The sequence below is a fragment of the Streptomyces sp. NBC_00829 genome (genome assembly GCF_045161795.1).
Lineage (GTDB): Bacteria > Actinomycetota > Actinomycetes > Streptomycetales > Streptomycetaceae > Streptomyces.
Window position 1 is genome coordinate 979,915 of sequence record NZ_CP108867.1, and the last position, 26,030, is coordinate 1,005,944.

Sequence of the window (26,030 nt, forward strand, 5' to 3'; positions counted from 1 at the left end):
GACTCCCCGGCCCGGTCTCCATCAGGCTGGACAATGTACTTCTGAGCCCAACGGATGATCTGGTACCCGAGCGTCTCATTCGGCTTCGGGACTCCTGCGGGGAGATTGCCGGTCTGCACAGGCAATCACCCGCCCCTCTAACCCCCGTTGAGAAGCTTGTAAAGCTCTTCGTCCATGTTCACTTCGGGAGACTGCTCAGGAGCCTTCTCAGGCTCTTCCGTGGACTCAGGGTCCTTGTCGATGGTCATTCGGAGTCGGGCGCGGTCTTCAACCGTTGCGCCCCACTTGGCAACTCGCTGCCGGATCTCACCGGCCAACTTCAGGTCACCGAGAAAGAGGCCATCCACCAACTTGGTAGTGATCTCCAGCTCAGCCCAGTCGGTCTCAGTCCAAGTGGATGTCTGAGGGGCAGAAGCCCAGGTCTTCCAAAAGCGCTTGGCTCCGCCGGTCGTGATACCGAGGGCCTTCGGCAGCTCGCGGCCCGGCTGGGTGCCGGCGGGCAGCTGCTGCGCGTGCGGGTGAGCGTTGCGGCGTACGGCGTTGTCCTTGGGGGCTGGGCCTCGGGTCATCGGATCCTCACCCCAGATGCATCGATGCCGTACAGGTCGCCCAGCTCCTCAAGCTCAAAGAGCGCGTCCTGACGCCAACCCCGGCTCCGCTCAGCACGGTTGGGCTCGTCGGCCGCCCTCAGGCGTGGGCCCTCGGGCTCGTCCTGGTGCATCGCTGCATCACTTCCTTGAGGTAACAACAACAAAGGCCCCTCACGGGGGCCTGGTGGTGGTCTGATCAGCAGGGCTCGAACCTGCGGAGGACGCATGTTCCCTGGGACTGACCTCGTACACATCGAGGTCTACGGAGCGCCTGTCACTGACTCCGCACTCCGCCTACACCTCTCGTCCCGACTGGGACCAGGCCGTCAGGACCTGGGAGGGGCAGGGATCGGTACAGCCCCTCAGGTCCCGAGACCAGTCCAGTGAAACCCCTTCCCCCGCACGGAACTTGGTCCCGTGAACGTCTCTCTGTCTGGCTTCCGCTGGAGGCCTCCGTCGGGGCCTCAGACAGGCTCCTGATCGGGCTCACTCTGGTACGAGGTCGACGGGGAGCCCCAGAGGCACTCACAGACCTCACGAAGGCACACGCGCCTCATGGCGTGGAGAGCGGCTCAGCGAAAGGTTCGCAGAACTCTGAATCAGCACCTTTCGAGCCAAGCGCAATAGCCTCGCCAATAGTTCTAGATTGAACAAATATTCGCACAATTGGAATCAGACGACATCTGGACAATCTGTTTCATTTTGGAATGAAACTGCAAGTGATGATCACGTGATAGCGTTCCGAACGACCAATCATCGGCTCGATGCGTCTCGATTAGAACTGACGCGTGGGGGAAATAATTCAATGCGCATTCAATGCGCAAATTCCTAACACTCCTGATTAGCCTTGCCGTAGCAATGGGGATAGGGCTAATTGCCGCCCCGGCGGCCAGCGCCACTCCAAAGGGCTGTGGGGACCTGACGAATGGTCAGCTCTGTGTCAACAAACTGAGCTCTACCGCCGCGGGCGACTTTGAGACATTGTATTGGAGGCACGGCGGGAAGGGATCAATTGAGGTTAAACTTGGCGTGCAGTTCAAGAACTCTAGCGGTAAGATTTACGGCATTGACTGGCTTGCTACGAGGACCGTCAAGTCGGGTGGACTTGTCAAGGCGAAGAGGTATTTCACAACCGATCCTGGTTGGTGTGTCCGGGGAACCATGGTGTCCGGCGACAGCGCTACTTTCATCACCAAGTGGCTGTGTTACTGATGTAAGCTGACGTTTTGCGGCTAGTGGAGTTCGGCTGGCCGCAACCAGCTACCGCAACCAGCTAGCTACGGGATGCGTATGTGGGAAATTATTCTTTACGTCAATCCACTCACCGTCACCGCCGGAATCCTGGTATGTCAATTTGTGTGCGTGCTAGCTGTCAGGTTTGAGCAAAAGGGCCATGAGTCGGTTACGCGCATCGCGAAGATTCCCCTAGGGATCTTTTTGGGAATCACCCTCCTGGCAACACTCATTCCGTCGCAAGGAATCGGCACGGGTGATTCTACGGTGTGGGTGATCCCGGGCCAAGGAATTTTGTTCGACAATTCGGCAATGGGTGACATGGAGCGATCCATGTACATCTTGCAGCAGGTCGCCAACGCGGCGATGTTTCTTCCGCTGGGCATTTGCTTCAGATTTGCTTTCACGCGAGCCAATCTCTCAACAGCAGCGATCGCAGGGTGCGGACTAAGTCTAATTATCGAGCTTGCGCAGTGGATGATGAATGCGGGACGAGTGGTTGACATTGACGATGTGATTGTCAATACCGCAGGAGCTTTTATCGGTGCCCTGCTCTACACGCTGGCCAAGCATTTCACTCCACCGCAATCAAAAGCGGCCGGAAAATCTCCTCAGCATCGCCGTGGGGTTCAACTCTAATTCTGGACCGTCACCTCCTCCCCCGGCACGTCCGCCCTGCTCCCTTGCTTTTGATCGGCCATCGGATGCGGCCCCCTGCGCAGGGGCAGGGGGCCGCACGGTGCTACTGAGCTACCGTCGTTAGACGGTCAGGTGGTCGAAGTTGCCCGCCTTAGCACCCTCGATCAGAGCCGCGATCTCGCTGCGGCGGAAGACCAGTGGAGTAGCCCCCGCGTCCTTGGTGTCCGCGATGGCCACCATGTTGTTTGCGGCCTCAGCAAGGCCAACGCAGTCGTCCAGAGTTCCAGGGGTGGACTCTGACGACTTCACCCAGTGAAGGCCGGGCATTGCCTTCGGGTTGAATCCTTCGATTGCCACAGCCTTGGCCATAGCGGTCTCCTTCTTTGCCGCGGTACGGGGTACTTCCCCGCGCCGTTGTGTACTTGCTGCCGGCCCGCCCCTAGGGCGTGTGTGGAGTTGTGATCAATGCTGTGATCCGAGGTGTCGGATCCAGAGGAGGCCGGCGCATAATTCGAGTCCGGCCTGGTAGCTTTCAGGCTTTTTGTCGTAGCGGACGGCAAGGCCGCGCCAGTCCTTGATCTTGTTGATGGTGCGTTCGACGCTGTTGCGGAGCTTGTACAGCTGCTTGTCCCAGGTGACGGGCCGTCCGCCGCGTGAGCCGCGGTTCTTGCGATGGGCGGCCTGATCCTTCTTCTCGGGGATGACCGCCTTGATCCCACGCTTGCGCAGGTGGGAACGGTTCTTGCGGGACGAGTACGCCTTGTCGCCCGCGACCGCGTCGGGCCGGGTACGGGGCCGGCCGGCCGGGCCGGGGACGCGGATCTTGTTCAGGACGGGGATGAACTGCGGACTGTCTCCCGCCTGCCCTGCGGTGATCTTGAGTGACAGGGGCAAGCATTGCGGCACACAGGAAAGGTGCGTCTTGGTGGTCAGTCCACCGCGGGAACGCCCCAGGTCAGCAGCGGCGAGCCGGGCCCTGCGGCGACGCCTCACGCGTCGTCGTTCTTCCCGCTCCGGGTCCAGTTGCCCGTCTTGTTCCTCGCTGGTGCCCCTTTTTCCGCGGCGGCCTTCTCCACCGCGTCCAGGGTCTCGGGCTTCATGATCATCCCTGCGGCGTCATGATGGGCCCGGGCTGTGGTCGAGTCCACGCTGACCAGCGACAAGTCCACCAGGCCCCGCTTCGCCGCCTCGGCGATCGCGCCCTGGAACACCGCGGTGAACACCCCGGCATCCCGCCACTGCCGAAACCGGCCGTAAACGGTGGACCAATGCCCGAATCGTTCGGGCAACTCCCGCCATTTCGCGCCGTTCCTGAACCGCCACACGACACCCTCGAAGTGTGCCCGCAGGTTCTCCGGGTACGGCCCGTACTCACCGACCGGCAGAAACGGAGAGATGAACTCCCACTCGGCATCCGAAAGTTGAGGTCGAGACACCCCACCGTTCTACTCCAAGGGCCCCGACCCTCCCAAGCCGGGGGACCCACGAGATCACAACTCCACACACGCCCTAGTCCTGCCTGCTTTGGCGCATAGGCGAACGGGTCGGCGTCTAGCCCGTCCCTGCTGGGGTTCCCTGGGGCGGGATACGTCCCGGCAGGGACGGAGATCAGGCGGGGCTAGTGCCCCGTAGGCGCTGAGCATGGAGCCGGGCTATGGCCCGGAGCTGCTCGTACTCGGTAGCCGGTCTCACGGCTGTCCATCGGGTCTGCCACCGAAATTTGGTGGGGCGGACAAGGGAGAACATCGGCCCATTTATTTCGGCAACAGTTGCGGGCATGTCCATACAGCTGTCGTAGACCACGCTTCCGATTTTCAGGCCGTGTGGGTTCACGTTCGCGCTCACGGCACATCCCCTAACGGGTCCAGGAGATTGGGACCGTGGCCCCTACCGGGATCAGAGCGCGGGGGTCGCTAAGGACATCCGACAGGGGCCACGGGTCTATGGGGCGACGAGATCGCCCAAGTCTTTGGTTCTGAGCTGCTGCTCAATCCTGTAAGTCAGCTCTGCGATACACACCGCGAACGAACATGCCTTCATCTCAGTCGGGCGACGGCAGTCAGGTCACAGGGTTGCTGTCCATCCGCCGCGCGAGAGGGTGAGCGCGCCGTCCGGGTCGATCTGAACCCGAGCCCCGTACACAGGCAATCCGCCCTCGCGGTTGAGGCGGTGCCGGATGCGCTCCAGCTCCTCCCATAGCCGCCGTGGGCCACCCTGGTGCACAGTCGGTGAATCCAGGAAGCCGGTCGCTGTGGCGCGGGCCCACGAGCCGTCAGGGTGCAGCATCCACACGGTGCGCGTGTCCCCATCGGTGGCGGTGCGGTGGTCGATGCCCGGCGCCGTGAGTTCGAGCAGCGACATGATGTCCCACGCGTCCGGCACATACAGCAGTGGATACCGGCTCGTCGTCACCTCCTCGCCGTCTGCCCCCCTTCACCTTCTCCCACAGCACATCGTGGGCCGTGGCGCGTAGTCTTCGCCGTGCCGCGTGCGCATGAACCCGCCCGGTTCTGTGAGGTCTGGCCGATCGCACCGCCGTCCTCAGTCTTGTCGGCTGTGATGATCAGCCCCGTCCCTGCGAGCGTGGTCACCAGGCGCCCGCCGGGACGCAGAGCTGCCGGCCATGACGCCGGCACGGGCCGCACGGACACCGTCGACACGATTCGGTCGAACTCCCCAGGCAGGAGGCCGGTGATGTCACAGACGGCCGTCTGAGGGTGTAGTCCGATGGACTCCAGCCGGTCATCTCCGGTCTCTACAAGGTGCGGGTCCACATCGACGCTCGTCACCTGCCTGTCGCCGAGACGTTGGCAAGCAAGCGCAGTTCCGTACGGGGAACCGGTCGTCACCAACGCGTCCGAGCCGTCCGAGATCATCGCGTGCCGGTACATGTCCACGACCAGAACGGGCAGCGTTGAGGATGACGTGGGGTGCCCTCTGTCACGGTGCCCGGCTTACGGCCTCGGGGGAAATTGAGATCTGGGTGTGCTGGCCTGGCGGTTCGGCTGGGGGGTGATCAGCAGGCAGCGTCGCGGACGAGGACGAGCTCGGTGCTCGCCTGTCGGCGGGTGGCCCGCTGGGCGGATCGGTCGGAGACGAGGCCGGCGATCGCGAGGTGGGTCTCGGCGTAGGTGTCGCGCCGTCCGGTGAACCGGCGCAGGGGCGCCCACTGGCGGAGCTCGGCGTTGGTGTGCTCGACGCAGATCCGGGCCGAGGACTGGCGGCGCCTGGCCTCCTGCCAGGCGTACTTGTCGCCGTCGCACGCCTCGTCCGCGGGCTTCTTCGGCGGTGCGCTGACCTGGTCGGGGAACTCCTTGGCCAGCCCCTGGTACCCGGAGTCGACCCGGGCCTTGACCATGGGACGGGTCCGGAACTGCTCGGCGATGCCCTCGGTGCGTAGGGCGGTCTGATCGTGCATGCGGCCCGGCCGGACCGCGCCGGACAGCAGCATGCGGCCCTGGCCGTCGCTGAACGTGGTGGTCTTGATGGTGTTCTGCCTGCGCTTGCCGGAGACGAACGCCCGGCGGCCCGGGCGTCCCGCCTGAGGGCGGCGGACCTGGGTCTCGGCCCCGTCCATCCGCAGCTCGACGCCCTCGGCCTCGGCATAGGCGAAGACGTCCTCCAGGGTCTTCAGCCGCAGTCCCGCCCGGTCGGGTACGGCGAACCCGCGGGCCGCGAGGAGCGGACGGACCTCACGGATGGCCTCGGAGACGGTGGAGCGGTCCACGGCGAAGAGTTCGGCGAGGACCGCGTGCGGCAACTGGTGGCGCAGATGGACCAGGGTGACCAGCAACCGTTCGAAGAAGACCAGCTTCGGCTTGCGCCCAGCCCCTTCCGCCCGCCGGCGCGGGCCACCCCGTGCCGCACGCAACGCGGACTGGCGGGCCGCTTCCCACGGCCTGGCGAGTTCGGCGAACAACTCGCCGAAATGTGCGCGGGAGACACCGGACAGGGCAGGATGGGAACAGACCGCACGGGCCCAGGTCAGCTTCACAACTCACCCAACCCGTGCGGTCCTTCTCATGTCACGGCCCGACCGGGGCGATCACTATTTCCCCCAAGGCCGTTAGCGTTATCTGCGTACAGCGGTCCTACCCGGGTCACCAACGTGTCGTTGGCGTAGGCCGCTTGCATCCACGCTTCCGGGTCGTCCGTGCCGATCCGCAGATGCCATCGGCCGCCCTTGTTTCCCACCAGCGGGGCACGAACACGTGCCTCGGGGTGGTGGCCAGCGGCTCGTACCAGCGGGATTCGGGCCGGACGGTATCGGCCGCCAGGCGTCGCGCGTGCGTCTTCCATTCCATGGGCGGCTCCTCCTAGTTGTACTTGGGGTTACATGCCGGGGTGCGGGACGGGTCGCAATCGTTTGAGTCCGCAGGTGTACACGCTGCTGTCGCCTCGGTCGCGCCCGGCGAGGGCATGCACGAGTCCTCATCGGGCGTGCATCCGGGTCCCCGGCGCGGGGGGATCGCTGCCGCGATCTCTGCCCACCGGTGAGACGTGAACACGCCCGCGAGGCCCTGAGTCTTAACGTCACCGGCAGGGAGGAACCGCCCCAGTACGCACGGGGTAACCTGCCCGTCCGGCATGATCGCGGCCCGGCCGCGGGCGCAGTTCCCACACAGTTCCGACGTGGACGGAATCATGACCTTCGCCGCGTTGCCGACGCCGCGAACTCGGTCGGTGTTGATGTCGGTCACGCCGAGCGCTTCGAGGTCTGCGCGCGCTGGGACGACGCGCTGACCATCGTGCACGTCCACGATGCCCACCTGCACGTGGATGCTTCGGCGTAGGGCCTCGATGATGTTCGCGCGGGTCGCCGCGTGAGAGCCCTTCCGGTCGGTCACGGGGTCGTGGTCGGCGGCCTCGTCGCTGTAATACGAGGTGGCCAGGCTCAAGCGCGGGTGCTCGAATAGGGCCCAGTGTTCGAACCGGACCCGGTAGAGGTTGCTGTAGACCTGGACGGAGAGTCCGGCGTCCAGGGCGTGGTGGACGAGGTCGGCGAACTCGGGGTGCATGGTGGGATCTCCAGCTCAAGGAAGGTGACGCCGCTAGGCGCGGTCTTGGTCGGTGTTTCCAGTAAGGCGGTCATGAAGTGCTGTCCTCCTACGTTGTTAGTGGCCCCACCCCGGCGCACTCAGCCGGTCCAAGGGTGTGAGATCCACCGGGGTGGGTGTCTGAAGAGCAGTCCCTCACCGGGAGAGGTCGGGGGAACCTCGTCGGTGCCGTCCGGCGAGGGACTGCCGTTTGTGCGCTCAGCATGAGTACTGCTGAGCGTTGTGCTGCTCGACCATGTGTGCCAGTTCGTAGATGCAAGTTGCGCAGGCGAACAGGGGGGCGGTACCGCCCGGACCAGTGACAGGGCCGATCCAGAGAACTCGAATCTCTCTGCGGCGGCAGTACAGCCAGCACATGCCCGTGACCCAGTGGTTTCGGTCGTCAGTTGTGGGGGGACCAGCCGAGAGGGCTGCTGGTAAGTCGATCACTGGTCGGCAATCGACGGGGGGTGACTGCGCCTCAGGTGGTCACAGAGGGACTTGTTAATTTCCCGGACCAGATCGGGATTCCCGATGAGAACGGCCCCTGTAGCTGCCGGTTTTTGCGCGCACAGTAGGAGCAGTTACTCACGCTGCCTGCCGTATCGGTTGTGCTTGCCATCTTCAGTCCAAGTGCGGGTTCAGGTTGGGCCGGTACAGCTCCGCGGGCGTCGTCTTGCCTCCCTGGCGGGCCTTCACCTCTGGACACACATCTCTCCCACAAGCGCAGGGGGACCACGATCCGGCCTGGTGCGCAAACGTTTGGGGCTGCCGGGCTTGCTCGTGGACGCTCACGCCGCCTTCTCTGCAAGGGCCGCCGTCAGCTTGCGGGCGGTTTCCAGGTTGCAGCGGCTCAGCTCGATCAGTGGTGGAGCGGTCCCCATGCAGGAGGCCGGATCAATCCGGAGCGACGGCAGCACTATGCCGACGGCACGTAGGGAGGTTGACAGCTCGTCGCGAACTGTCTCGGCCTCTCTCACCTTGTCGACTGTCGTCCGTTGCTTCTGCGTGCTCGCCATGGGTTTGCCTCTCCCCGGTACCCCGGTGCTTCACCGTGTGTGTCCCACCGTGGACCCAACGCGAGTAGCCTGACCAGTGGTTTGCGTCCCGACCTGCTGTTTGGTCAGCCCGTCATATGCCAAGGCTTCTGACCAGTGGGGATGCGGTGTCAGTCGTGGGCGACCAGAAACGTGGTCATGGGGGATCTAATGCTTTTGGAACACAACTCCGAGGACTCCATGAGCCCTCGGCAGCTCTTCGCCGAGGAGTTAACCTGGATCTTTCGTGACGGTCCGTCGGTTTCTTCGGCGGGCCGTTTCGGTTGTTCGGGCTGGTGGTGGCCAGGCTGATGGCCCGGCTGTCGCGTCGGGTGGGCGCCGGGTTCCACGGCTCCGGTCGGGATGGTGCTGCTTGCAGGGACGGGAAAGTGCTGGTCGGCCGGGGTTGGGGAGAGTCCCCGTCAGCAAGCTGACGGGGACTCATGAACGATCGAGGTTAGAGCCGTCCTCTGTGAGTCAGTGATCAAGCGTCGGATTGCACCAGCCGATGTGATGCGAGATCAGTTAGCCGCGCTTCTGGCGTACGGCGAGGGCCGTACGACGCGGATTCAGGTCCTTCCGCTAGATGCGGAGGCTCACCTACTCATTGATGGCCCCACGTCTTTCCTGACCGGATCAAATCACGTGACGATGGTCTGTGTTGAGACGTACCGTACGGCCTCGATCATTGAGGATCCGGAGCACGTTCGTGTGGCAGCACGAGCCTACGATGACCTCACGGGCGAGGCGCTATCAGCACGGGATAGCGCGGACCTCATCAAAGACCAGATGGAGACACTGTGAACACGAACCCGCCCCTTCAGTGGGTGAAGTCCTCATACAGCAGTCCTGAAGGAGGCAACTGCCTTGAGTGGGCTCCCTCCGTCGCTGCCGCCTCGGGTCTCGTGCCCGTCCGCGACAGCAAGAACTCCGAGGGCCCGGCCCTCACCGTCTCCGCCGATAAGTGGAGTCACTTCGTGGAGTACGCCAAGGGGCAGCCAGTCTGACCTCGTACACTACGGACTGAGGGCTCTCCCCCGTACCCCTGGGGAGGGCCCTCGTCGTGTCTGAGAGAGGCTAGGCCTTTCGGTCCTGGGTAGCGCGCAGAAGCGTCCTAGCTCCGCCCTTGAGGCACCACCCGCGCTGTGATTCGCAGGCGGCAGCCTTGCCGTGTTCGCGGGATCGGTGCGTACTCCTGCGCCTTCTGGACTACCTGCCGAGGCGGCCCGTCGATGGCCCGTAAGACCTGGTTCCGCTCCGCCTCGGTCATCGCGGCGAGGCCATCCGCAACGCGCTTCAGATCGTCCACGATCAGACCTCGCCAACAAGGCCGAGGTCGTCACGAAGGGTCTCCGGGATCGCCTCCGGTGTGGGCCAGTTACGGCTGAGAGGCAGGGAAACATCCCGCCACCACGGGCGTGTAGGGAGTTCTCCAGCGGGCTCGAAGGGCTGGCCTGGGACGGCCGCTGCGACTGCCTGGCCGACTGCCTTCGCGGCGGCCATAGTCCACTCTCCGGGCTCGGCCCACGGGTGCAGTGAGAGGCTGAAGGTCCCCCAGTGGATCGGAAGCATGACGCCGCTCGGCTCACCTTTTTGCAGGTCAAGGTGTGATTGAACGCCCTGAGCGGGGGTCATGTGGATGTCTGGCCAGCCTCCGGGCAGCGGTGTATAGTCCGTGTGGTTCTTGGGCCAGTACTCGCTGTAGGCGCCGATCTGGATCATGGTGGCATCGAAGGGGCCGTGCTCGGCGCCGATGTCCTTGAAGCCCGGGAAGTATCCGGTGTCTCCGCTGTGGTAGATGCGGTGCTCGGTGCCGACGACGGCCCAGGACGCCCAGAGGGTGTGCTGCTGGTTGCGCAGGCCGCGCCCGCAGAAGTGCCGGGCCGGGGTCGCGGTCAGCTTGAGGCCGGCCGCCTCGGTCGATTCGTTCCAGTCCAGCTCGCTTACACGGTCACGGGACACGCCCCAGCGCTCCAGGTGCGCGCCGACGCCGAGCGGCACCGCGAAGACGGTGTCGGTCGAGGCCAGGGCGCGGATGGTGGGCAGGTCGAGGTGGTCGTAGTGGTCATGGGAGATCACGACGACGTCGACCGGGCCGAGGGAGGCGAGCGGGACGGGTACGGGGTGCAGTCGCTTGGGTCCGACGAAGGAGAAGGGCGAGCAGCGGCTGCCCCAGACCGGGTCGAAGAGCACCCGCCGCCCGTCGATCTCGGCCAGGACGCTGGAGTGGCCCATCCAGGTCAGCCGTAGCCCGGTGGCGGGCGGCTTCGCCAGGTCGGCGAGGGTGGTGGGGTGCACGGGCACGCGGCCGATCGGTGAGCGCCGGGCCCGGGCCTCCTTGCGGAAGTAGATCTTGGCAAATTCGATCATGGAGCCACCGGACGGCCGGGTCCTGGCTCCCACCGGGTTCTGGAAGACCCCGTCGGCGAAGTTCGGAGAGCGCTGGATCCGCTCCCACCTCTCTCCGGACGGATCGGCGCCGAACGCGGCGGGCCTCAGCGAGCGCAGCCGGGATCTCAGCGAGTGAGGGGAACCTGCACCGGTCACGGCACCTCCTGGTGTCGGTGGGGTCTCTTCATTATGTGCGGGAGGTACGACAGCGCGGGAGGGAGATCCGCCCGCGGCGCACCCCGCCTTGACCGGCTCAGCCGCGCGGCTGACCGTAGGCCCGTTCGACGCGCAGCCTGAGCACGAGGCGGCGGTCGCGGACCATGGCGCTGCGGTAGTCGTCCCAGTCAGGGTGCTCGCCCTGGATGTCGCGGTAGAGCGCGATCAGTTCCTCGACGGTGTCGTCGTGCGGGTCTGCGGCTACCGGCGAGAGCTCGGCGGTGCCCTCGGCGACGGTCCAGGCCCAGCGGTCGGGGCTGGTCACGTGGTACGACGCGCGGGGGTCCCGGCGCAGATTCGCCGTCTTGGCCCGGCCGTCCGTGAGGGACACCCGGATGATCCGCTCGTTGGGGTAGTAGAAGTGGTTCACATTGGAGAGCTGGGGCCTCCCGTCCCGTTTGAGGGTGGCCAGGACGCCTCCGCCCGAGTCGGCGACCAGTTTGAGCAGTGCGTCCTGCTGCGCGTCGGTTTCCGTCATGACCAGGCAACGCCCGTCCTCGTCCGGGTGTTCCTGAAGCAAGCCCGTCCTCGTCCGGGTGTTCCTGAAGCAAGCCCGTCCTCGTCCGGGTGTTCCTGAAGCAAGCCCGTCCTCGTCCGGGTGTTCCTGAAGACCCCTCCGGGGTTTCCGAAGGCCCTCCGGCAGCCGGAACTGCCGCCCGCCCCGATGCCGACGATCATGTTGACAGGGGCCCCCGCGCCTCCAGATACTGACTCACTATTCAGTTACTCCCCTTGTCGTCCGTGCCGGGAGGCACCATGTCCGAACGTCCTGCCGCGCCACTCCGCTGGATGCTTCGCGCCAAGCTGGAGGAGGTCGAGGACGGCACCCCGGACATCATGGGGCTGATCATTTCGAGGAGCGTGTGACCATGGCCCCTGTGACGGGCGGCGAAGCCGCCGTACGGGCGCTGGCCGCGCACGGCGTGACCCAGGCCTTCGGGATTCCCGGCACGCACAATCTGGAGCTGTACCGGCATCTCACCGCCTACGGAATCGCCCATGTGGCGCCCCGCCACGAGCAGGGCGCGGGTTACGCGGCCGACGCGTACGCCCGGGTCACCGGCCGGCCCGGCATCGCGATCACCACCACCGGCCCCGCACTCCTGAACATCGCGGCCGCGGTCGGCCAGGCGTACTCCGACAGCGTGCCGCTGCTCGTCATCTCCCCGGGCATGCCGCTGCGCCACCCGCGTCAGTCGACCGGGCTGCTCCACGAGATGCGCAGCCAGACCGAGGCGCTGCGGGGCGTGGCGGCCTTCAGCCACCGGGTGTCGAGTGTCGACGAGATCGGCGCGGCACTCGCCCGGGCTTTCACGCTCTTCTCCACCGGGCGCCCGCGGCCCGTGCACATAGAGATTCCGCTCGACCTGCTGGAGGCCGCGGAGGCGGCGGGCGAGGTCCGCGGCGCCCCGCCCGCCGGATCGTCGGCACCCGACGCCACCGAGCTGCGTCAGGCCGCCGACGTGCTGCGCTCCGCCTGCCGTCCCGCGCTCGTCCTCGGCGGCGGGGCACGCGAGGCGGCGCACGACCTGGTCGCCCTCGCGGAGGAGTTGAGCGCACCCGTCGTCACCACCGCCAACGGCAAGGGGATCGTGGACGAGCACCATCCGCTGGCCCTGGGCGTCGCGCTGCACAGTCCGGCCGTGCAGAAGTGGCTGACGGACCGCGATGTGGTGCTGGCCGTGGGTACCGAGCTGGCCGAGTCGGACTTCTGGTCGGCACCGCCCCGGCTCGGCGGGACGCTGGTGCGCATCGACCTCGACCCTGCGCACATGTACGGCGCGGTACCCGCGGACATCGCCCTGGTGGGCCGCGCCCAGCAGGCGGTCGGCGCGCTGCTCGCCGCATACCGCGACGCCGTGACGGGGGAAGCCGGCACCGACGGCACCCCGGTCACCCCGCTCAGTCGTGCGCGGGGCACCGGAACCGGTGCGACCGGGGGAGTCGACCTGCGGCTCGTACGGGACGCCGGGGCCGGCGCCGACGACGGAACGGCCAACCGCGCAGGGAGCGTCCCCTCCGCCGGCCTCCGGCTCGCCGCCGCGGCGGACGGCAGGGAACGGGCCACTCGCGCTGCCGCGCAGGCCGCCGAGGTCCGCGGCGCACGGGACGCCGAGACCAGGGAACGGGACGCGCGCTGGCTCCCTTACCTCCGGGCGATCCGTAGCGTGATCGACGACGACGCCGTCATCACCTCCGACAGCGCCCAGTGCTGCTACTACGGCGCTCTCCCACACCTCACCATCGGGCCCGACGCCCGCTATCTGCACCCCACCGGCTTCGGCACGCTCGGCTACGCCCTGCCCGCCGCCATCGGCGCCAGGACCGCCTGCCCGGACCGTCAGGTGATCGCGCTCAGCGGGGACGGCGGGCTCCAGTTCTCCGTGCAGGAGCTCGCCACCGCCGCTCAGCTCGGACTGCCGTTGCCCGTCGTGGTGTTCGACAACGGCGGCTACGGAGAGATCCGCGACGAGATGACCGCACGCGGAGACGTCCCCGAGGCGGTCGATCTCGCTCCGGTCGATCTGCCCGCCCTCGCCCGGGCCTACGGCGGACACGGCGAGCACGCCACCACCCCCGGCGCGCTCGCGACCGCCCTCACCCGGGCACTGGCCACCCCCGGCCCCACCGTGATCACCGTTCCCGAGGAGACCCCCCGATGACCACCGCTCCCCTGTTGTCGCTCAGCTGGACCGACCATGTCACCGGCCGCCGGGGCCATCTGGTCGTCGACCGGCTGGTGCGCGGGGTCTGCAGCGGCGGGCTGCGGATGCGCGAGGGCTGCACGCTGGAAGAGGTGGCCGGGCTGGCCCGCGGGATGACGATGAAGGAGGCCCTGCACTACAACCCCGACGGCCGGTACATCCCGCTCGGCGGCGCGAAGGGCGGCATCGACTGCGATCCTCAGGACCCCCGGGCGTACGGAATCCTCGTTCGCTATCTGCGCGCCGTGCGCCCGTACGTCGAGACGATGTGGACCACCGGGGAGGACCTCGGCCTCACCCAGGAGGTCGTCGACCGGGCCGCAGCCGAGGCCGGGCTCGTCTCCTCCATCCAGGCCGTCTATCCCTTGCTCGACGACGAGGCAGCGGCGCGGAAGCGGCTGGCCGACGCGTTCGCCGTCGAGGTCGACGGCATCGGCCTCGCCGAGTTGGTCGGCGGCTGCGGAGTCGCCGAGTCGGTGCTTGCCGCGCTCGACCGTGCGGGTACGGCGCACGAAGGCGCCCGCGTCTCGGTCCAGGGGCTCGGCACCATGGGCGGGGGGACCGCCCGGTTCCTGTCCCGCGCCGGGCTCAACATCGTCGCTGTCGCCGACGTCAAGGGCACGGTGGCCAACGCCGAAGGCCTGGACATCGACGCGCTGCTGGCCGCGCGCGACGCGTACGGCACGGTCGACCGTACGGCGCTGCGCCCCGACGATCTGGAACTGCCGGGCGACGCCTGGCTTTCGGTGGACGCCGATGTGCTGGTGCCCGCGGCGGTCTCGTTCGCCGTCGACACCGCCAACCAGGCGCAGATCACGGCCCGTTGGATCGTCGAGGCCGCGAACATGCCGGTGCTGCCGGATGCCGAGGAGATGCTCGCGCGGCGCGGCATCACGGTGCTGCCGGACGTCGTCGTCAACTCGGGTACGAACGCCTGGTGGTGGTGGACCCTGTTCGGTGACATCGGCGCCGACGCGGACGAAGCCTTCGCGCACACCCGACGTTCGATGCGGGCGCTGACCGCTCACATGCTGGCGCGGGCGGAGGCGGACGGAATCACCCCGCGAGCCGCCGCCCACGCGATCGTCGATGACCGGCTGCCGGTCATCGCCGCACGATTCGGCCAGTACCGGTGACGCGCCCTGCACGGGGCGCTGCCGGGAAACCGGGGTCGACGGGTCTGACCTCCGGCAGACCACACCCCGTACAAGATCGGCTGTGTAGGGTGACGGCGTGGCCAGAGTCCGGTTGAACGTCGCGGAACGACGCGATCTGCTCCTCGGCGCTGCCGTCGAGCAGATCGAGGAGCACGGGGTGGCGGCCGTACGGATCGCCGATGTCGCCTCCGCGCTCGGGGTGAGCAACGCCTTGGTCCTCTACCACTTCTCCACCAAGGAGAAGCTCGTCGCTGCGGCCTTCGCCCATGCCGCCGACGGCGATCTCGCACATCTGCGCAAGCTGCTGGGCCGCCGCACCTCGGCACTGCGCCGACTGCGCTCGGCGGTCCGCTGGTACGCGCCGACGGGCACGGCCAAGGGCTGGCGGCTGTGGATCGAGGGCTGGGGGGCGGCGCTGCGCGACCCGGCCCTGCGCGATGTGGCGCGCGATCTCGACCAGCAGTGGAAGGCCGCACTGACCGAGGTCATCGCGGAGGGCGCGGCTGCCGGGGAGTTCTCGTGCGAGGACCCGGCGGCAACGGCCTGGCGGCTCACGGCGTTCCTGGACGGGCTCGCCGTACAGATGACCTCGTACGCCGGGTCGCTGTCGCGCGCCGCGATGCTGGAGTGGACCGACGAAGCGCTCGCCCGCGAACTGGGCGTGGAGCGCGAGGCGCTCACCACCGCCGCCCACTGATCGCCCCTGATTCGACCTTGATCCGCTGAACGCCCGCCCCCGGGCCGCCGGGACACCCATACTGGGCAACTGTGTCTCAACAGTCGCAATACCAGCAGACAGATCATGTCCCTCACGACAAGCGGGGGGTGCTGATCGTTGGCGGCAGCGGTGTCGACACCGTCGTCCGCGTCGATTCCCTGCCCGTACCGCTCGTGGACTCCGTGGGCGTCGGCCCGATCCGCGAATGGCCGGGCCACACCGGCGGCAATGTGGCCCTTGGCTGCCGCGCCCTGGGACTTGACGTCACCTTCCTGGACTTCATCGGCGACGACTGGCCCGGCCGCCAGGTCCAGGACCGGCTGGCGGCCGGCGGGGTGGCTTTCGAAACGCTCATCTCCCCGGCCGGCACCCGGCGCGCGGTCAATCTCGTGGATCCCTCGGGCCGCCGGATGTCCTTCTACGACGCCCGCGATCCAGCGGAGTTGCGCATGCCTCGCGATGTCTATCTCCCCCATCTGCGCCGTGCCCGGCACGTCCATCTCTCGATCGTGAACTTCGCGCGGTTCCTCTACGATGACATCGAGGCACTGGGAGTCCCTGTCTCCACCGATCTGCACGACTGGGACGGACTGGACGACCACCACCGGGAGTTCGCACTCCGCTCGGACCTGGTCTTCCTGAGCGCCGCGGGGGCCGGCGAGCGGATAGCGTCGGTGATGCGGGAGATCCTGCGCGAGGGACGGGCCGAGGCGGTGATCGCGACGGCCGGTGCGGGAGGCTCGTATCTCCTGACCCGCGACTCCAGCACCCCGCGCCCCGTGCCCGCCTCGGTGCCCCCCGCTCCCGTGGTCGACTCGAACGGCGCGGGCGACGCCTACGTCTGCGGCTTCCTCTACGGGCGGCTGGCCGGTCGTGATCTCCAGGAGTGCGCTCGGCTCGGAGCGCTGGCGGGAGCACGCGCGTGCACGGGCGAGGGCAGTACGGAGCTGATCGGCCAGGCGGAGATTCTCGCGGCCCAGGTCTGACCGGACCGGGGCCGCCGGGCTCGGCCCCGGCCTGCCGGGCCACCGGGCCGCACCCGATCCGGCCGGATCATGTCTGTAGCAGGGGTTCGTACGCCTCGCCCGCCAGGCCGAACGTCCAGGCGACGCCCTCCCTCGCGGTCCCGGTCGTCGGCGGCACCCGCAGCCAGTACGTGCGGTGGGTGCCGTCCGGCTCCGGAGTGGAGTTGAGCACTTCGACCATCGCCACGTCCTCGTCGGCGTCGAGTGCGATCCGCCACAGCGTGCCGGTCTCGTCGCTGTGCACGGGCTGGGCTCCCGACTCGGCCAAGTAGCGGTCGTAGCCGTAGTACTCAAGCATCACGCGGCGCAGTTCCGCGTTCTCCTCGGTGCGTATGCGCGGGGGTGTGAGCGAGGACAGCTCGTCGAGGAAGGCGGCGGGCACGGGCATTCCGCGCCATGCGTGAAGCGCGAAGCCGTCGGGGGACGCAAGCGCGGGGCCATCGCCGCTGTCGAGGCGGCCCGCTTCGTCGCGGTGGAGCTCGGCCGGGCGCTCGCAGATCACCACCGCCTTCTCGAACGGCCACCACCAGCCGGCCTGGGAGGCGACTCGGGCCAGGCCCTCCAGGCGCTCGCTGCGCCCGTCGAAGGCGGCCAGCCACGCAGCGTCGTGCTGTCCGAGCACGGCGTCGAGGAGCAGCAGACGGATCTCTGTACCGGCGGCCCGCGTCGCGGCGGGACCGGTCCGTGCCGCGGGGGTGTCGGCCGACGCCCGCCCCGGCTGCTGTGCTGCGGCCAGTTCCTCCACGATCCCGGCCCGTATGCGATCGGCGAGCGCTCGGGTGCCGTCCCAGAGCCGCGCGCCCGTCTCGCTCCACAGCTGTGTCCAGCCCGCGGGTCCCAACGCGTCGTGGATGCGCCGGCGCTCCTCGGCCCAGGGCCGGGTGCGCACCTCGTCGCGGACCGAGCGCCCGGCGCCGTCGAGGTCACGGACCGCGATCACGCCCGCGAGGGGCGAGTCCGCCCAGATGACCCGCTCCGGCTCGGCAAGGCCGGCGGTGCGGTAGGCGAGTCTCAGCCCCTCTTCGGCGGCCGCCCGGTCCGCCAGGCCGGTTGCCGCCACGACGGCCCGCCACTTGTCCACGTAGCTCATGTTCTTCCCCGTCCCCTGTTGTCCGGCCTTGTCGCTCTGTTGCCGTGTCGCTCTGTTGCCGTGTCGTTGGTCGTTCTGTCGACCGCGGCTCCGCCGACTGTCATCCCTCCGCCGCCATCGGCCGCGTATGGGTGCGCCGGTGGCTCGAGCTGTCGCTCAGTCCGCGACGATGCGTACCGCGCCCGGCAGGTACTGGCGCTGTCGCACCACGCGGTACCAGCCCTTCGGGAGCGTGATCGCCGCATGCTCCTCGTGCACCACCCGGCCGCCTTCCGGCAGTTGGAGAACCATCGGGCCGAACGGTCCGGGCTCGCGGACCAGTCGGCCCGGTCCGGTCACCGCGTGGGCGTGGCCCGTCACCTCGCCGAGCGCGAGCACCAGCCGCCCACGCGCATCCCTCGCCTCGCCGGGTGTGTCCGCGATGTGCGACGGCACGGCTTCCTCCGCGACGGGCACGATGAGCACGTCTCCCTGCCGGTACATGGCTCTCCCCTCCACGCCCGGCGCCGAGTGCACCGAAGCTGAGAACGACGCTAACGGGAGGGTCTGACAACGCCGTTCGGACGATCCGTACGCGGCCCCGCGACGGTCTGTGTCAGTGGGGCTTGGTAGAACTCTGCTCGTCAGCACTACATGCCTTCTCGATCGCACCGCCCGGTGTCTGGAGCCCGTCATGACCATTTCGGAGCATCTGCAGGAGCTGCACGGCCTGCCTGTGTTCGACTTCCCCGACGCCGAGTCGAAGGTCGAGCTGCCGAGCGTGCCTTCTGTTGCGTGGCGGATCGCGGTCGACGCGTACGACAGCGAGGAAGAGTGGGAGGACGCCTTCGCCCGTTTCCTCGGCACGGTGAACCCGGGCGAGGTGCGCGCGCTGATCATCGGGTCGTGGAGCGAGGCGTACGACTCCGGCCCCGAGCCCATCGTCTCCGCGCTGCTCGATGCACGCGAGCAGTTGTCGCAGCTGCGGGCGCTCTTCATGGGCGACATCACCTACGAGGAGTGCGAGATCTCCTGGATCAACCAGGGACATGTCACTCCCCTGCTCGACGCATTCCCCGGACTGCTGGAGTTCGGCGTTCGCGGTGGCCAGGGACTGGTCTTCCCGGCCGTGCGGCACGAGAGGCTCCGCTCGCTCACCATCGAGGCGGGCGGGCTGGACGAGCAGGTCGTGCGCGGTGTCGCGGCAAGTGATCTGCCTGCCCTGGAGCACCTGGACCTCTGGCTCGGTACGTCCTGGTACGGCGCGAACGCCGATGTGTCGGACCTGGAGCCGATCCTCGCGGGCACCCGGCTTCCCGCCCTGAAGCATCTCGCCCTGCGCAACAGCGAGATACAGGACGAGATCGCCGTGGCAGTGGCCGGCGCGCCGGTCGTCGCACGCCTGGAGACGCTCGACCTGTCGATGGGCACGCTCGGCGACGAAGGCGCGGAAGCCCTGTTGAGCGGGCAGCCGCTGACGCATCTGAGGAAGCTCGACCTGCACCACCACTTCATCGGTCAGCCGATGGCGCGGCGGCTGGCCACGGCCTTCGAGGCGGACGGAGTGGAGGTCGATCTGACCGACGGCCAGGCCGGCGAGCGGGATTCGGCTGGCCGGGAGGACCGCTACACGGCCGTGGCGGAGTGACCGCGGCCCGCCCGGCGCCCGGGCCGCGGTTGGCGGTGGTCGGCAATCCGGACAACCGCCGCGTCACCCTGTTCCAGGGCGCGGCGCGTGCGGCCCGGCTGCCCGCGGTGCGTGCCGTTCCCTGGATCGACGTGCTGCGGAACCGGGCCCGGTTCCGTCCTGACGAGTGGGTACGCATCGAGTCTCCCGGCGAGGATCCGCTGGTGGACCGGGAGTTGCGGGGTGCCGACGATCCGGCCCGGGTCGAGGGGACGGCCCTCTGGTACGAGCGGTTCGTCGCGGCGGCCGGTGAGGTGGCGGAGCTCGCGCGGTCCGCGGGAGCGTCACTGCTGGACGACCCGGCCGATCTGGCTGTGCTGTTCGACAAGCGGCTCTGCCACGGAGTGCTGCGCGAGGCCGGGGTTCCGGTCCCCGAGTCGCCCACATCCGGTGCCGGCGCACCGAAGGTGCGCGGCTGGGACGACGTCCGCGCCCTGCTGGAGCGGACCGGGATGCGCCGGGTGTTCGTCAAGCTCGCCCATGGCTCCTCGGCCTCGGGTGTGCTCGCCGTGGAAACCGCGAGCGGCGGCCGTGTACAGGCGACCACCTCCGTGGAGCGTGACGATCAGGGCCGGCTCTTCAACTCCCTGCGCGTACGACGCTATACGGCCGAGTCGGAGGTGGCCCGGCTGGTCGACGCCCTCGCGCCGGACGGTCTGCACATCGAGCGCTGGCTGCCCAAAGCCTCGCAGGGCGGCAGAACCGCCGATCTGCGGGTCGTCGCCGTCGCGGGCCGTGCCACCCACGCCGTCGTCAGGACCAGCCGCTCCCCCATGACCAATCTCCATCTCGGCGGCGCCCGCGGGGATCTGGCGGCCGTCCGGGCGGCTGCCGAGGCCGCGGGCTCCGACTGGGCGGGGGTGCTGGAACTCTGCGAGCGGGCTGCGGCGTGCTTCCCCGGCTCCCTCCGTGTGGGCGTCGATCTGCTGCCGGCCACGGGTTGGCGACGATTCGCCGTGGGCGAGGTCAATGCCTTCGGGGATCTCCTGCCGCGTCTGACCGGCCTGCCGGGCAGCGGCGCGGAGGGCCTGGACACCTATGCGGCCCAGATCGCCGCCGTACGACGCAGAATCGCCGCACCCGGCAGAACGAGGAACGACCACCGTGCCAGCGCCTGACCTTCCCACCCGCCCCACGAACCGCGCCCCCGATCCGAACGGCCGGGCCGTGCCCGCCCCGGTCACGAAGGGACCGGACCCGGCCGCCCCGGACATGAACGAGGTCGTCGGCCGGGACGATCTTCTGCTCGTCACCTTCGACACGCTGCGCTTCGATGTCGCGGCCGAACTCGCCGCCTCCGGACGGATCCCCCACCTGGCCCGCCATCTGCCCGGTGGCCGCTGGGAGGAACGGCACGCGCCCGGCAGCTTCACCTACGCCTCCCACCAGGCGATATTCGCGGGCTTTCTGCCGACTCCGGCTGTGCCCGGCCCGCACCCGCGTCTGTTCGCCGCGCGCTTCGCGGGCAGTGAGACGACCGCCCCCGGAACGTACGTCTTCGACGCGCCCGACCTCGTCTCCGGTCTCGCGCAGGCCGGTTACCGCACGGTGTGCATCGGCGGCGTCGGCTTCTTCAATCAGCGGGGCCCGCTGGGGTCGGTGCTTCCCGGGATGTTCCAGGAGAGCCACTGGGAGCAGGAGTTCTCGGTCGCTTCGCCCACGTCCTTCGAGGCGCAGGTGACCCGCGCGGACCAGGTCGTCGGAGACCTTCCCGAGGACCGGCGGCTGTTCCTGTTCGTCAATGTGGCCTCACTGCATCAGCCGAACTGGTTCCATCTCCCGGGCGCCACCCGGGATGCGGGCGACTCGCGCGAGACTCACGCGGCGGCCCTGGAGTACGTCGACCGCCACATCGGGCGCCTCTTCACCGCCGCACGCAGCCGTCGGCGCTGCTTTGCGATCGTCTGCTCCGACCACGGCACGGCCTACGGGGACGACGGCTACACCGGGCACCGCATCGGTCACGAGGCCGTCTGGACCGTGCCATACGCCCACTTCTTCCTGGACGCCGACGAATGAGCCGACCCATGAGCCGACCCCTTGGCACCTTCCCGAACCACCCGCGCCCGTACCAGAGTTATGTCTACGCCTATCCGCACAAGACGGCGTACCGCCCCCTCGAAGACCGCCCGTCGCTGCGCGAGCTGTGGGCGGCGGAGCGCAAGGACATGCTCTCCCTCTATCTGCACATACCGTTCTGCGAGGTCCGCTGCGGCTTCTGCAATCTCTTCACCCGCATCGGCGCCCCCGACGAGCTGAGCACCCGCTATCTCGACGCACTCGACCGCCAGGCGAGCGCCGTGCGCGAAGCGCTCGGAGATACCGACCCGGTGCGCTTCGCCGCAGCGGCCTTCGGTGGCGGCACCCCGACCTTTCTGACCGCCGACGAGCTCGACCGGCTCTGCGACATCGCCGAGAAGCGGACGGGCGCGGATCTGCGTGCCGTTCCGCTCTCCGTCGAGACCTCCCCGGCCACCGCCACCGCCGACCGGCTCGCCGTGCTCGCCGCCCGCGGAGCCACCCGCCTCAGCATCGGCGTTCAGAGTTTCGACGACCGGGAGGCCAGAGCCGCGGTCCGCCCTCAGCGCCGCGCCGACGTCGAGTCGGCCCTGGCGTGCATCCGCGACGCCCGGATTCCCGTCCTCAACATCGACCTGATCTACGGCATCCACGGACAGACGCCGCTCAGCTGGCGCAGTTCCCTCGATGCGGCGCTCGCCTGGGAGCCGGAGGAGCTGTATCTCTACCCCCTGTACGTCCGGCCGCTGACGGGCCTCGGCCGCCGCGCGCAGGACGGCGACAACGCCTGGGACGCCCAGCGCCTGCGGCTGTACCGCGAGGGCCGCGACCTCCTGCTCGATCAGGGCTACGAGCAGGTGTCGATGCGGATGTTCCGCCGGGCGGGGGCGCCTTCGCATGCCGCGGACGACCATGCCTGCCAGACCGACGGCATGATCGGCCTGGGCTGCGGCGCCCGCTCCTACACCTCGTCCCTGCACTACTCGTTCGACTACGCCGTGGACATGCACCAGATACGCGGCATCATCGACGACTACACGGAGACCAAGGACTTCAGCCGGGCCGAAGTGGGCCGCCGGGTCGACGAGGACGAGGCCCGCAGACGTCATCTGCTCCAGTCCCTGCTCCAGGCCGGGGGAATGGAGATCTCGGGCTACCGCGAGCGGTTCGGACACCACCCGGCCGAGGTCTTCGGAGCCGAGCTGGACCGGTTCGCCGCGTTCGGCTGGCTCGACGAGGCGGCCTCACCGGACCGGCTCAGGCTCAGCGCCGATGGACTCGCGTACTCAGACGCGCTCGGCCCGGAGCTCTTCTCACCCGATGTGCGCGCCGCAATGGCCGCGTACGAACCGAAGTGACCGCCGCATGGATCTGACCGTTCTGTACCGGGGCCCGCTCGCCTCGTGCGACTACGACTGTCCCTACTGCCCGTTCGCCAAGCGCCGGGACAGCACCGAGCAGCTGCGTGCGGACCGGGCGGCGCTGGAGCGCTTCGCGGGCTGGGCGGCGCGGCAGACCGACGACCGTCTCGCCGTGCTCTTCACGCCCTGGGGCGAGGGCCTGGTCCGCTCCTGGTACCGCCGGACGCTCGTGGAGCTGTCACGGATGCCGCACATCGGCCGGGTGGCGATTCAGACCAACCTCAGCTGCCGTACCGAATGGCTGGCGGACGCCGATCCGGAAACGCTGGCCCTCTGGTGCACCTATCACCCGGAGCAGACCCCTTATGGACGGTTTCTTGCCAAATGCCAGGATCTGGCCGCGCAAGGCGTCCGGTTCAGTGTCGGCATCGTCGGCTTTCCCGAGCACCTGGAGCACGCCCGCCGCCTGCGCGCCGACCTGCCGGCCCATGTCTACCTTTGGGTGAACGCGGCGGAAGGGCGCGCGTACACCGACGCCGAGGCCGCCGAGTGGACGGAGCTGGACCCTCTCTTCCCGTACAGCCGCCACCCTCACCGCTCGGCCGGACTGCCCTGCCGGACCGGCGAGTCGGTCGTCTCGGTGGACGGCGACGGCACGGTGCGCCGCTGCCACTTCGTTCCCGACGAGCTGGGCAGCCTCTACGACGGCTCCTACCGGCGCGCGTTGCGCCCCCGCGCCTGCCCGCTGGCCGTCTGCGACTGTCATATCGGCTACGTGCATCTGGACTCATTGCCGCTGTACGACGTGTTCGCCGGCGGAGTGCTGGAACGGATACCGGCCCAGCACGGAGCCGGCCTGCGACTGCCCGGCGGGCGGTAGCCGGCCCCACCCTGGCGAACGGTCAAAGTGGCAGCAGATCCGGGCGCTTGGCCTCGACATGGTCCCCGGAGCTCTCGCCGCGCAGCCGTCGGCCGATCCACGGCACCAGGTGTTCGCGCGCCCAGTGGATGTTGTCCCGGCGCACTTCGAGCGACCCGCGGGGCGGCAGCGGCGGCCACGGCTGATCGGGGTCGGCGGGCACCTCGATGCCGAGGACCTGGGCGGCGCGCAGCGCGACCCGGGTGTGCCCCTCGGGCGAGAGGTGGAGCCGGTCGCCGTCCCAGGCCCGCCTGTCCTGGACGGACTTGAGCGACCACAGGTCGAGAACGGGGCAGTCGTAGCGGTCGGCGATGGCGCGTACGTGAGCGGTGTACGTGGCGATCTTGCCGCGGAGGTGGCGCAGCACCGGGACTCCGCGGGTGTCGAAGCCGGTGGTCACCATGACCGTGCCGACAGCGCCCGCGAGGTCGGCGACGGCCCGCTCGAACCGCTCGGCGACATCGTCCGGGTCGGTGCCGGGGCGGATGATGTCATTGCCGCCCGCGCAGAACGTCACCAGATCCGGGGCGAGTTCCCTGGCCCTCGACACCTGCTCGTCGACGATCTGGTCGAGGAGCCGGCCGCGGACGGCGAGATTGGCGTACCTGAAGGCGTGTTCGGGCATCCGGTCGTCGAGCAGGACCGCGAACCGGTCGGCCCATCCGACGTACATCCCGTCGGGTCCCGGGTCTCCGACGCCCTCGGTGAAGCTGTCGCCGATCGCCGCGTACGACCCGAATACGCCGCTCGTCCTTGTTCTCGAATCGTCTGCCACGCGACCATATCTTTCCCTTACGGGTGTGACCTACGCGACCGTAAGGAGGGGTTGACGAGGGGTGATCTATGACACCGGTCAAGATTCACCCAACGCGGAATACGCCGAGTCCCCCCGCGCCGCGGGTGCGGCACGGGGGGACGAGGTGTGGTGCGGGTCGCCAGGTGGCTCAGATGGTGACGCCGTGCTGGCGAAGGTAGGCCAGCGGGTCGATGTCGGAGCCGTAGCCCGGGCCGGTGCGGATCTCGAAGTGCAGGTGCGGACCAGTGGAGTTGCCGGTGGTGCCGGAGAGGCCGATCTGCTGGCCGCCGCTCACGCTCTGGCCGGAGGAGACGGCGAGCGAGGAGAGGTGGGCGTACTGCGAATAGGTGCCGTCGCCGTGCTGGATGACGACCTCGTTGCCGTACGCGCCGCCCCAGCCCGCGGAGACGACGGTGCCCGGGCCGACGGCCTTGACCGGCGTGCCGGAAGCAGCCGCGAAGTCGACGCCGGTGTGGTAGCCGCTGGACCACATGGCGCCGGCCAGGTGGTACGGGGTGATGACGGACGGGCTGTCCACGGGAGTGGTGAAGCCGGAGCCGCTGGTCTTGGCCGGGCTCTTCGCCGCGGTGTCGGAGGCGGGCTGCGCCGTGGTCTTCTCGGCCGCGTCCGAGCCCGTGCCGGAGGAGCCGGTGGAGGCCGGGCGGTCGCGCTTCTCCTTGCGAGGCTGCGACTCCTCGTGCGTCTTCGCCTTCGACTTCGCGCCCAGGGTGAGCTTGAGGCCCGGGTGGATCAGCGACGGGTTCTCACCGACCTGCCGGCGATTGTCCTCGTACAGCTTGTGCCAGCCGCCGGGGACGTGGCGCTCGGCGGCGATCTTCGAGAGACAGTCGCCGGCGACGACGGTGTACGTGGCGGGGCCGGCGGCAGGCCTCTGCGCGGTCTTCTGCGCGACCGGGGCGGCTGCGGCGGTCACGGCCGTGTGCGGCGTCGTGGCGGGGGCCGTCTTGCCCGCGGCGTGGGCGCCGGTGGCAACCGTGAGCGGCAGCGCGATGGCGGCGCCACCCGTGCCGGCGGCGACGAGGCCGCGCGTGATCGGGCTGGTCCTGGGACGGCGATGCTTACCCTTTGCGGGCATGGCGCTTTCCTCTCCGGCGCCGGCGAGGTGAGCTGTCGGGTTCGGGCTGGAGATGCCCGGCCGCGCTGTGCGCGACTTGACCCCTAGCCGTCCGGAGGTCCGGATTCGGCGTACTACCTGGGTCCCCCGCTCCTGCCACGCGTGGGTGGGTTCGAATTCCGGTCGGCGGCAGGATTAGGCGGTCCGTCCGGATTGACCGTGAACGTAAACGAGTGGAGCCGAATGGAACAAGCCGCCGCATTTTCCGATCATTGTTTGCCGGGAAATCGCCGGAGAATTCCCGTTACGCTCCGTGAATTAATGATCTTCCCGCGCCCGCAGGGCAAAGGAATTCGC

General features: G+C 68.5%; 25 protein-coding genes, 1 pseudogene and 1 riboswitch. Of the genes and pseudogenes, 12 read left to right on the top strand and 14 right to left on the bottom strand.

The genetic code is table 11. The annotated features are described in order from the left end of the window. Positions 1-137: 137 nt before the first annotated feature. Positions 138-569, bottom strand: a complete 432-nt coding sequence (locus OG293_RS04105; protein WP_405997382.1) for a hypothetical protein — start codon at positions 567-569, stop codon at positions 138-140. A 1,311-nt stretch (positions 570-1,880) separates the two neighbouring features. On the opposite strand from OG293_RS04105, the gene OG293_RS04110 reads away from it, so the two are divergent. Then, positions 1,881-2,462: a VanZ family protein gene (locus OG293_RS04110; RefSeq protein ID WP_405997383.1), complete on the top strand. Its 582-nt coding sequence runs from the start codon at positions 1,881-1,883 to the stop codon at positions 2,460-2,462. Positions 2,463-2,582: 120 nt separating this feature from the next. Here the strand turns inward: OG293_RS04110 and OG293_RS04115 are convergent, their stop codons facing one another. The 7 genes and pseudogenes from OG293_RS04115 to OG293_RS04145 form a co-directional block, all read right to left on the bottom strand. After that, positions 2,583-2,831: a DUF397 domain-containing protein gene (locus OG293_RS04115; RefSeq protein WP_405997384.1), complete on the bottom strand. Its 249-nt coding sequence runs from the start codon at positions 2,829-2,831 to the stop codon at positions 2,583-2,585. 93 nt (positions 2,832-2,924) lie between these two features. After that, positions 2,925-3,898: pseudogene (locus OG293_RS04120) on the bottom strand (IS5 family transposase). Between the two features lie 628 nt (positions 3,899-4,526). After that, the gene (locus OG293_RS04125) at positions 4,527-4,874 is read right to left on the bottom strand and encodes a hypothetical protein (RefSeq protein WP_405997385.1); all 348 of its coding nucleotides are present in this window, start codon (positions 4,872-4,874) and stop codon (positions 4,527-4,529) included. Continuing rightward, positions 4,871-5,353 carry a hypothetical protein gene (locus OG293_RS04130; protein ID WP_405997386.1) on the bottom strand — a complete coding sequence of 161 codons (483 nt, stop codon included), beginning with the start codon at positions 5,351-5,353 and terminating at the stop codon, positions 4,871-4,873. The genes OG293_RS04125 and OG293_RS04130 overlap by 4 nt, the downstream gene beginning before the upstream one ends. A 125-nt stretch (positions 5,354-5,478) precedes the next feature. Next, the gene (locus OG293_RS04135) at positions 5,479-6,456 is read right to left on the bottom strand and encodes a transposase family protein (RefSeq protein ID WP_331752170.1); all 978 of its coding nucleotides are present in this window, start codon (positions 6,454-6,456) and stop codon (positions 5,479-5,481) included. Between the two features lie 322 nt (positions 6,457-6,778). Then, entirely contained in the window at positions 6,779-7,480 is a 702-nt protein-coding gene (locus OG293_RS04140; RefSeq protein ID WP_405997387.1) for an SPASM domain-containing protein, read from the bottom strand. Between the two features lie 809 nt (positions 7,481-8,289). After that, positions 8,290-8,517 carry a hypothetical protein gene (locus OG293_RS04145; protein WP_405997388.1) on the bottom strand — a complete coding sequence of 76 codons (228 nt, stop codon included), beginning with the start codon at positions 8,515-8,517 and terminating at the stop codon, positions 8,290-8,292. A gap of 468 nt (positions 8,518-8,985) precedes the next feature. On the opposite strand from OG293_RS04145, the gene OG293_RS04150 reads away from it, so the two are divergent. Next, positions 8,986-9,339, top strand: coding sequence for a Scr1 family TA system antitoxin-like transcriptional regulator (locus OG293_RS04150; RefSeq protein ID WP_406003494.1), 354 nt, complete (start codon positions 8,986-8,988; stop codon positions 9,337-9,339). Beyond that, the gene (locus tag OG293_RS04155; protein ID WP_405997389.1) at positions 9,336-9,542 is read left to right on the top strand and encodes a DUF397 domain-containing protein; all 207 of its coding nucleotides are present in this window, start codon (positions 9,336-9,338) and stop codon (positions 9,540-9,542) included. Before OG293_RS04150 ends, OG293_RS04155 begins: the two co-directional genes overlap by 4 nt. 304 nt (positions 9,543-9,846) lie before the next feature. Here the strand turns inward: OG293_RS04155 and OG293_RS04160 are convergent, their stop codons facing one another. After that, entirely contained in the window at positions 9,847-11,082 is a 1,236-nt protein-coding gene (locus OG293_RS04160) for an MBL fold metallo-hydrolase (RefSeq protein WP_405997390.1), read from the bottom strand. A 97-nt stretch (positions 11,083-11,179) separates the two neighbouring features. Beyond that, the gene (locus OG293_RS04165; protein WP_405997391.1) at positions 11,180-11,620 is read right to left on the bottom strand and encodes a PPOX class F420-dependent oxidoreductase; all 441 of its coding nucleotides are present in this window, start codon (positions 11,618-11,620) and stop codon (positions 11,180-11,182) included. A 391-nt stretch (positions 11,621-12,011) separates the two neighbouring features. On the opposite strand from OG293_RS04165, the gene OG293_RS04170 reads away from it, so the two are divergent. From OG293_RS04170 to OG293_RS04185, 4 genes are all read left to right on the top strand, one after another. Then, positions 12,012-13,805 carry a thiamine pyrophosphate-dependent enzyme gene (locus OG293_RS04170; protein WP_405997392.1) on the top strand — a complete coding sequence of 598 codons (1,794 nt, stop codon included), beginning with the start codon at positions 12,012-12,014 and terminating at the stop codon, positions 13,803-13,805. Continuing rightward, the gene (locus OG293_RS04175; protein ID WP_405997393.1) at positions 13,802-14,983 is read left to right on the top strand and encodes a Glu/Leu/Phe/Val dehydrogenase dimerization domain-containing protein; all 1,182 of its coding nucleotides are present in this window, start codon (positions 13,802-13,804) and stop codon (positions 14,981-14,983) included. The genes OG293_RS04170 and OG293_RS04175 overlap by 4 nt, the downstream gene beginning before the upstream one ends. 97 nt (positions 14,984-15,080) lie before the next feature. Beyond that, positions 15,081-15,701 (top strand): TetR/AcrR family transcriptional regulator, encoded by a 621-nt coding sequence (locus tag OG293_RS04180; RefSeq protein WP_405997394.1) that lies wholly within the window; start codon positions 15,081-15,083, stop codon positions 15,699-15,701. 131 nt (positions 15,702-15,832) lie between these two features. After that, positions 15,833-16,708 carry a carbohydrate kinase family protein gene (locus OG293_RS04185; protein ID WP_406003495.1) on the top strand — a complete coding sequence of 292 codons (876 nt, stop codon included), beginning with the start codon at positions 15,833-15,835 and terminating at the stop codon, positions 16,706-16,708. A 67-nt stretch (positions 16,709-16,775) separates the two neighbouring features. On the opposite strand, the gene OG293_RS04190 is transcribed toward OG293_RS04185, so the two are convergent. Both OG293_RS04190 and OG293_RS04195 read right to left on the bottom strand, forming a co-directional pair. Beyond that, positions 16,776-17,837 carry a DUF6745 domain-containing protein gene (locus OG293_RS04190; RefSeq protein WP_405997395.1) on the bottom strand — a complete coding sequence of 354 codons (1,062 nt, stop codon included), beginning with the start codon at positions 17,835-17,837 and terminating at the stop codon, positions 16,776-16,778. A 156-nt stretch (positions 17,838-17,993) separates the two neighbouring features. Beyond that, complete coding sequence (locus tag OG293_RS04195) at positions 17,994-18,320, bottom strand: hypothetical protein (protein ID WP_405997396.1); 327 nt, start codon at positions 18,318-18,320, stop codon at positions 17,994-17,996. Positions 18,321-18,510: 190 nt separating this feature from the next. Between OG293_RS04195 and OG293_RS04200 the strand changes: the two genes are divergently transcribed. From OG293_RS04200 to OG293_RS04220, 5 genes are all read left to right on the top strand, one after another. Next, entirely contained in the window at positions 18,511-19,464 is a 954-nt protein-coding gene (locus OG293_RS04200; RefSeq protein WP_405997397.1) for an STM4015 family protein, read from the top strand. Beyond that, the gene (locus OG293_RS04205; protein WP_405997398.1) at positions 19,461-20,621 is read left to right on the top strand and encodes an STM4014 family protein; all 1,161 of its coding nucleotides are present in this window, start codon (positions 19,461-19,463) and stop codon (positions 20,619-20,621) included. Before OG293_RS04200 ends, OG293_RS04205 begins: the two co-directional genes overlap by 4 nt. A gap of 94 nt (positions 20,622-20,715) precedes the next feature. Next, on the top strand, positions 20,716-21,522 hold the full coding sequence (locus tag OG293_RS04210) for an STM4013/SEN3800 family hydrolase (RefSeq protein ID WP_406003496.1): 807 nt from the start codon (positions 20,716-20,718) through the stop codon (positions 21,520-21,522). 8 nt (positions 21,523-21,530) lie between these two features. Continuing rightward, complete coding sequence (locus OG293_RS04215; protein WP_405997399.1) at positions 21,531-22,880, top strand: STM4012 family radical SAM protein; 1,350 nt, start codon at positions 21,531-21,533, stop codon at positions 22,878-22,880. Positions 22,881-22,887: 7 nt separating this feature from the next. Beyond that, positions 22,888-23,763 carry an STM4011 family radical SAM protein gene (locus OG293_RS04220; protein ID WP_405997400.1) on the top strand — a complete coding sequence of 292 codons (876 nt, stop codon included), beginning with the start codon at positions 22,888-22,890 and terminating at the stop codon, positions 23,761-23,763. A 22-nt stretch (positions 23,764-23,785) separates the two neighbouring features. Here OG293_RS04220 and OG293_RS04225 read toward each other — a convergent pair whose 3' ends face one another. Next, on the bottom strand, positions 23,786-24,577 hold the full coding sequence (locus OG293_RS04225) for an SGNH/GDSL hydrolase family protein (protein WP_405997401.1): 792 nt from the start codon (positions 24,575-24,577) through the stop codon (positions 23,786-23,788). A gap of 169 nt (positions 24,578-24,746) precedes the next feature. Further along, positions 24,747-25,694 (bottom strand): peptidoglycan DD-metalloendopeptidase family protein, encoded by a 948-nt coding sequence (locus OG293_RS04230; RefSeq protein WP_405997402.1) that lies wholly within the window; start codon positions 25,692-25,694, stop codon positions 24,747-24,749. Between the two features lie 4 nt (positions 25,695-25,698). Beyond that, positions 25,699-25,852: riboswitch (cyclic di-AMP (ydaO/yuaA leader) on the bottom strand. Positions 25,853-26,030: the final 178 nt, after the last annotated feature.

Excerpts from the sequence above, each read along its gene's own strand:
- OG293_RS04200 (WP_405997397.1), top strand. The coding sequence starts at position 18,511 with ATGACCATTTCGGAGCATCTGCAGGAGCTGCACGGCCTGCCTGTGTTC.
- OG293_RS04170 (WP_405997392.1), top strand. The coding sequence starts at position 12,012 with ATGGCCCCTGTGACGGGCGGCGAAGCCGCCGTACGGGCGCTGGCCGCG.
- OG293_RS04175 (WP_405997393.1), top strand. The coding sequence starts at position 13,802 with ATGACCACCGCTCCCCTGTTGTCGCTCAGCTGGACCGACCATGTCACC.
- OG293_RS04130 (WP_405997386.1), bottom strand. The coding sequence starts at position 5,353 with ATGTACCGGCACGCGATGATCTCGGACGGCTCGGACGCGTTGGTGACG.
- OG293_RS04190 (WP_405997395.1), bottom strand. The coding sequence starts at position 17,837 with ATGAGCTACGTGGACAAGTGGCGGGCCGTCGTGGCGGCAACCGGCCTG.
- OG293_RS04210 (WP_406003496.1), top strand. The coding sequence starts at position 20,716 with ATGAACGAGGTCGTCGGCCGGGACGATCTTCTGCTCGTCACCTTCGAC.
- OG293_RS04110 (WP_405997383.1), top strand. The coding sequence starts at position 1,881 with ATGTGGGAAATTATTCTTTACGTCAATCCACTCACCGTCACCGCCGGA.
- OG293_RS04105 (WP_405997382.1), bottom strand. The coding sequence starts at position 569 with ATGACCCGAGGCCCAGCCCCCAAGGACAACGCCGTACGCCGCAACGCT.
- OG293_RS04165 (WP_405997391.1), bottom strand. The coding sequence starts at position 11,620 with ATGACGGAAACCGACGCGCAGCAGGACGCACTGCTCAAACTGGTCGCC.
- OG293_RS04230 (WP_405997402.1), bottom strand. The coding sequence starts at position 25,694 with ATGCCCGCAAAGGGTAAGCATCGCCGTCCCAGGACCAGCCCGATCACG.
- OG293_RS04115 (WP_405997384.1), bottom strand. The coding sequence starts at position 2,831 with ATGGCCAAGGCTGTGGCAATCGAAGGATTCAACCCGAAGGCAATGCCC.
- OG293_RS04195 (WP_405997396.1), bottom strand. The coding sequence starts at position 18,320 with ATGTACCGGCAGGGAGACGTGCTCATCGTGCCCGTCGCGGAGGAAGCC.
- OG293_RS04215 (WP_405997399.1), top strand. The coding sequence starts at position 21,531 with ATGAGCCGACCCCTTGGCACCTTCCCGAACCACCCGCGCCCGTACCAG.
- OG293_RS04140 (WP_405997387.1), bottom strand. The coding sequence starts at position 7,480 with ATGCACCCCGAGTTCGCCGACCTCGTCCACCACGCCCTGGACGCCGGA.
- OG293_RS04145 (WP_405997388.1), bottom strand. The coding sequence starts at position 8,517 with ATGGCGAGCACGCAGAAGCAACGGACGACAGTCGACAAGGTGAGAGAG.
- OG293_RS04220 (WP_405997400.1), top strand. The coding sequence starts at position 22,888 with ATGGATCTGACCGTTCTGTACCGGGGCCCGCTCGCCTCGTGCGACTAC.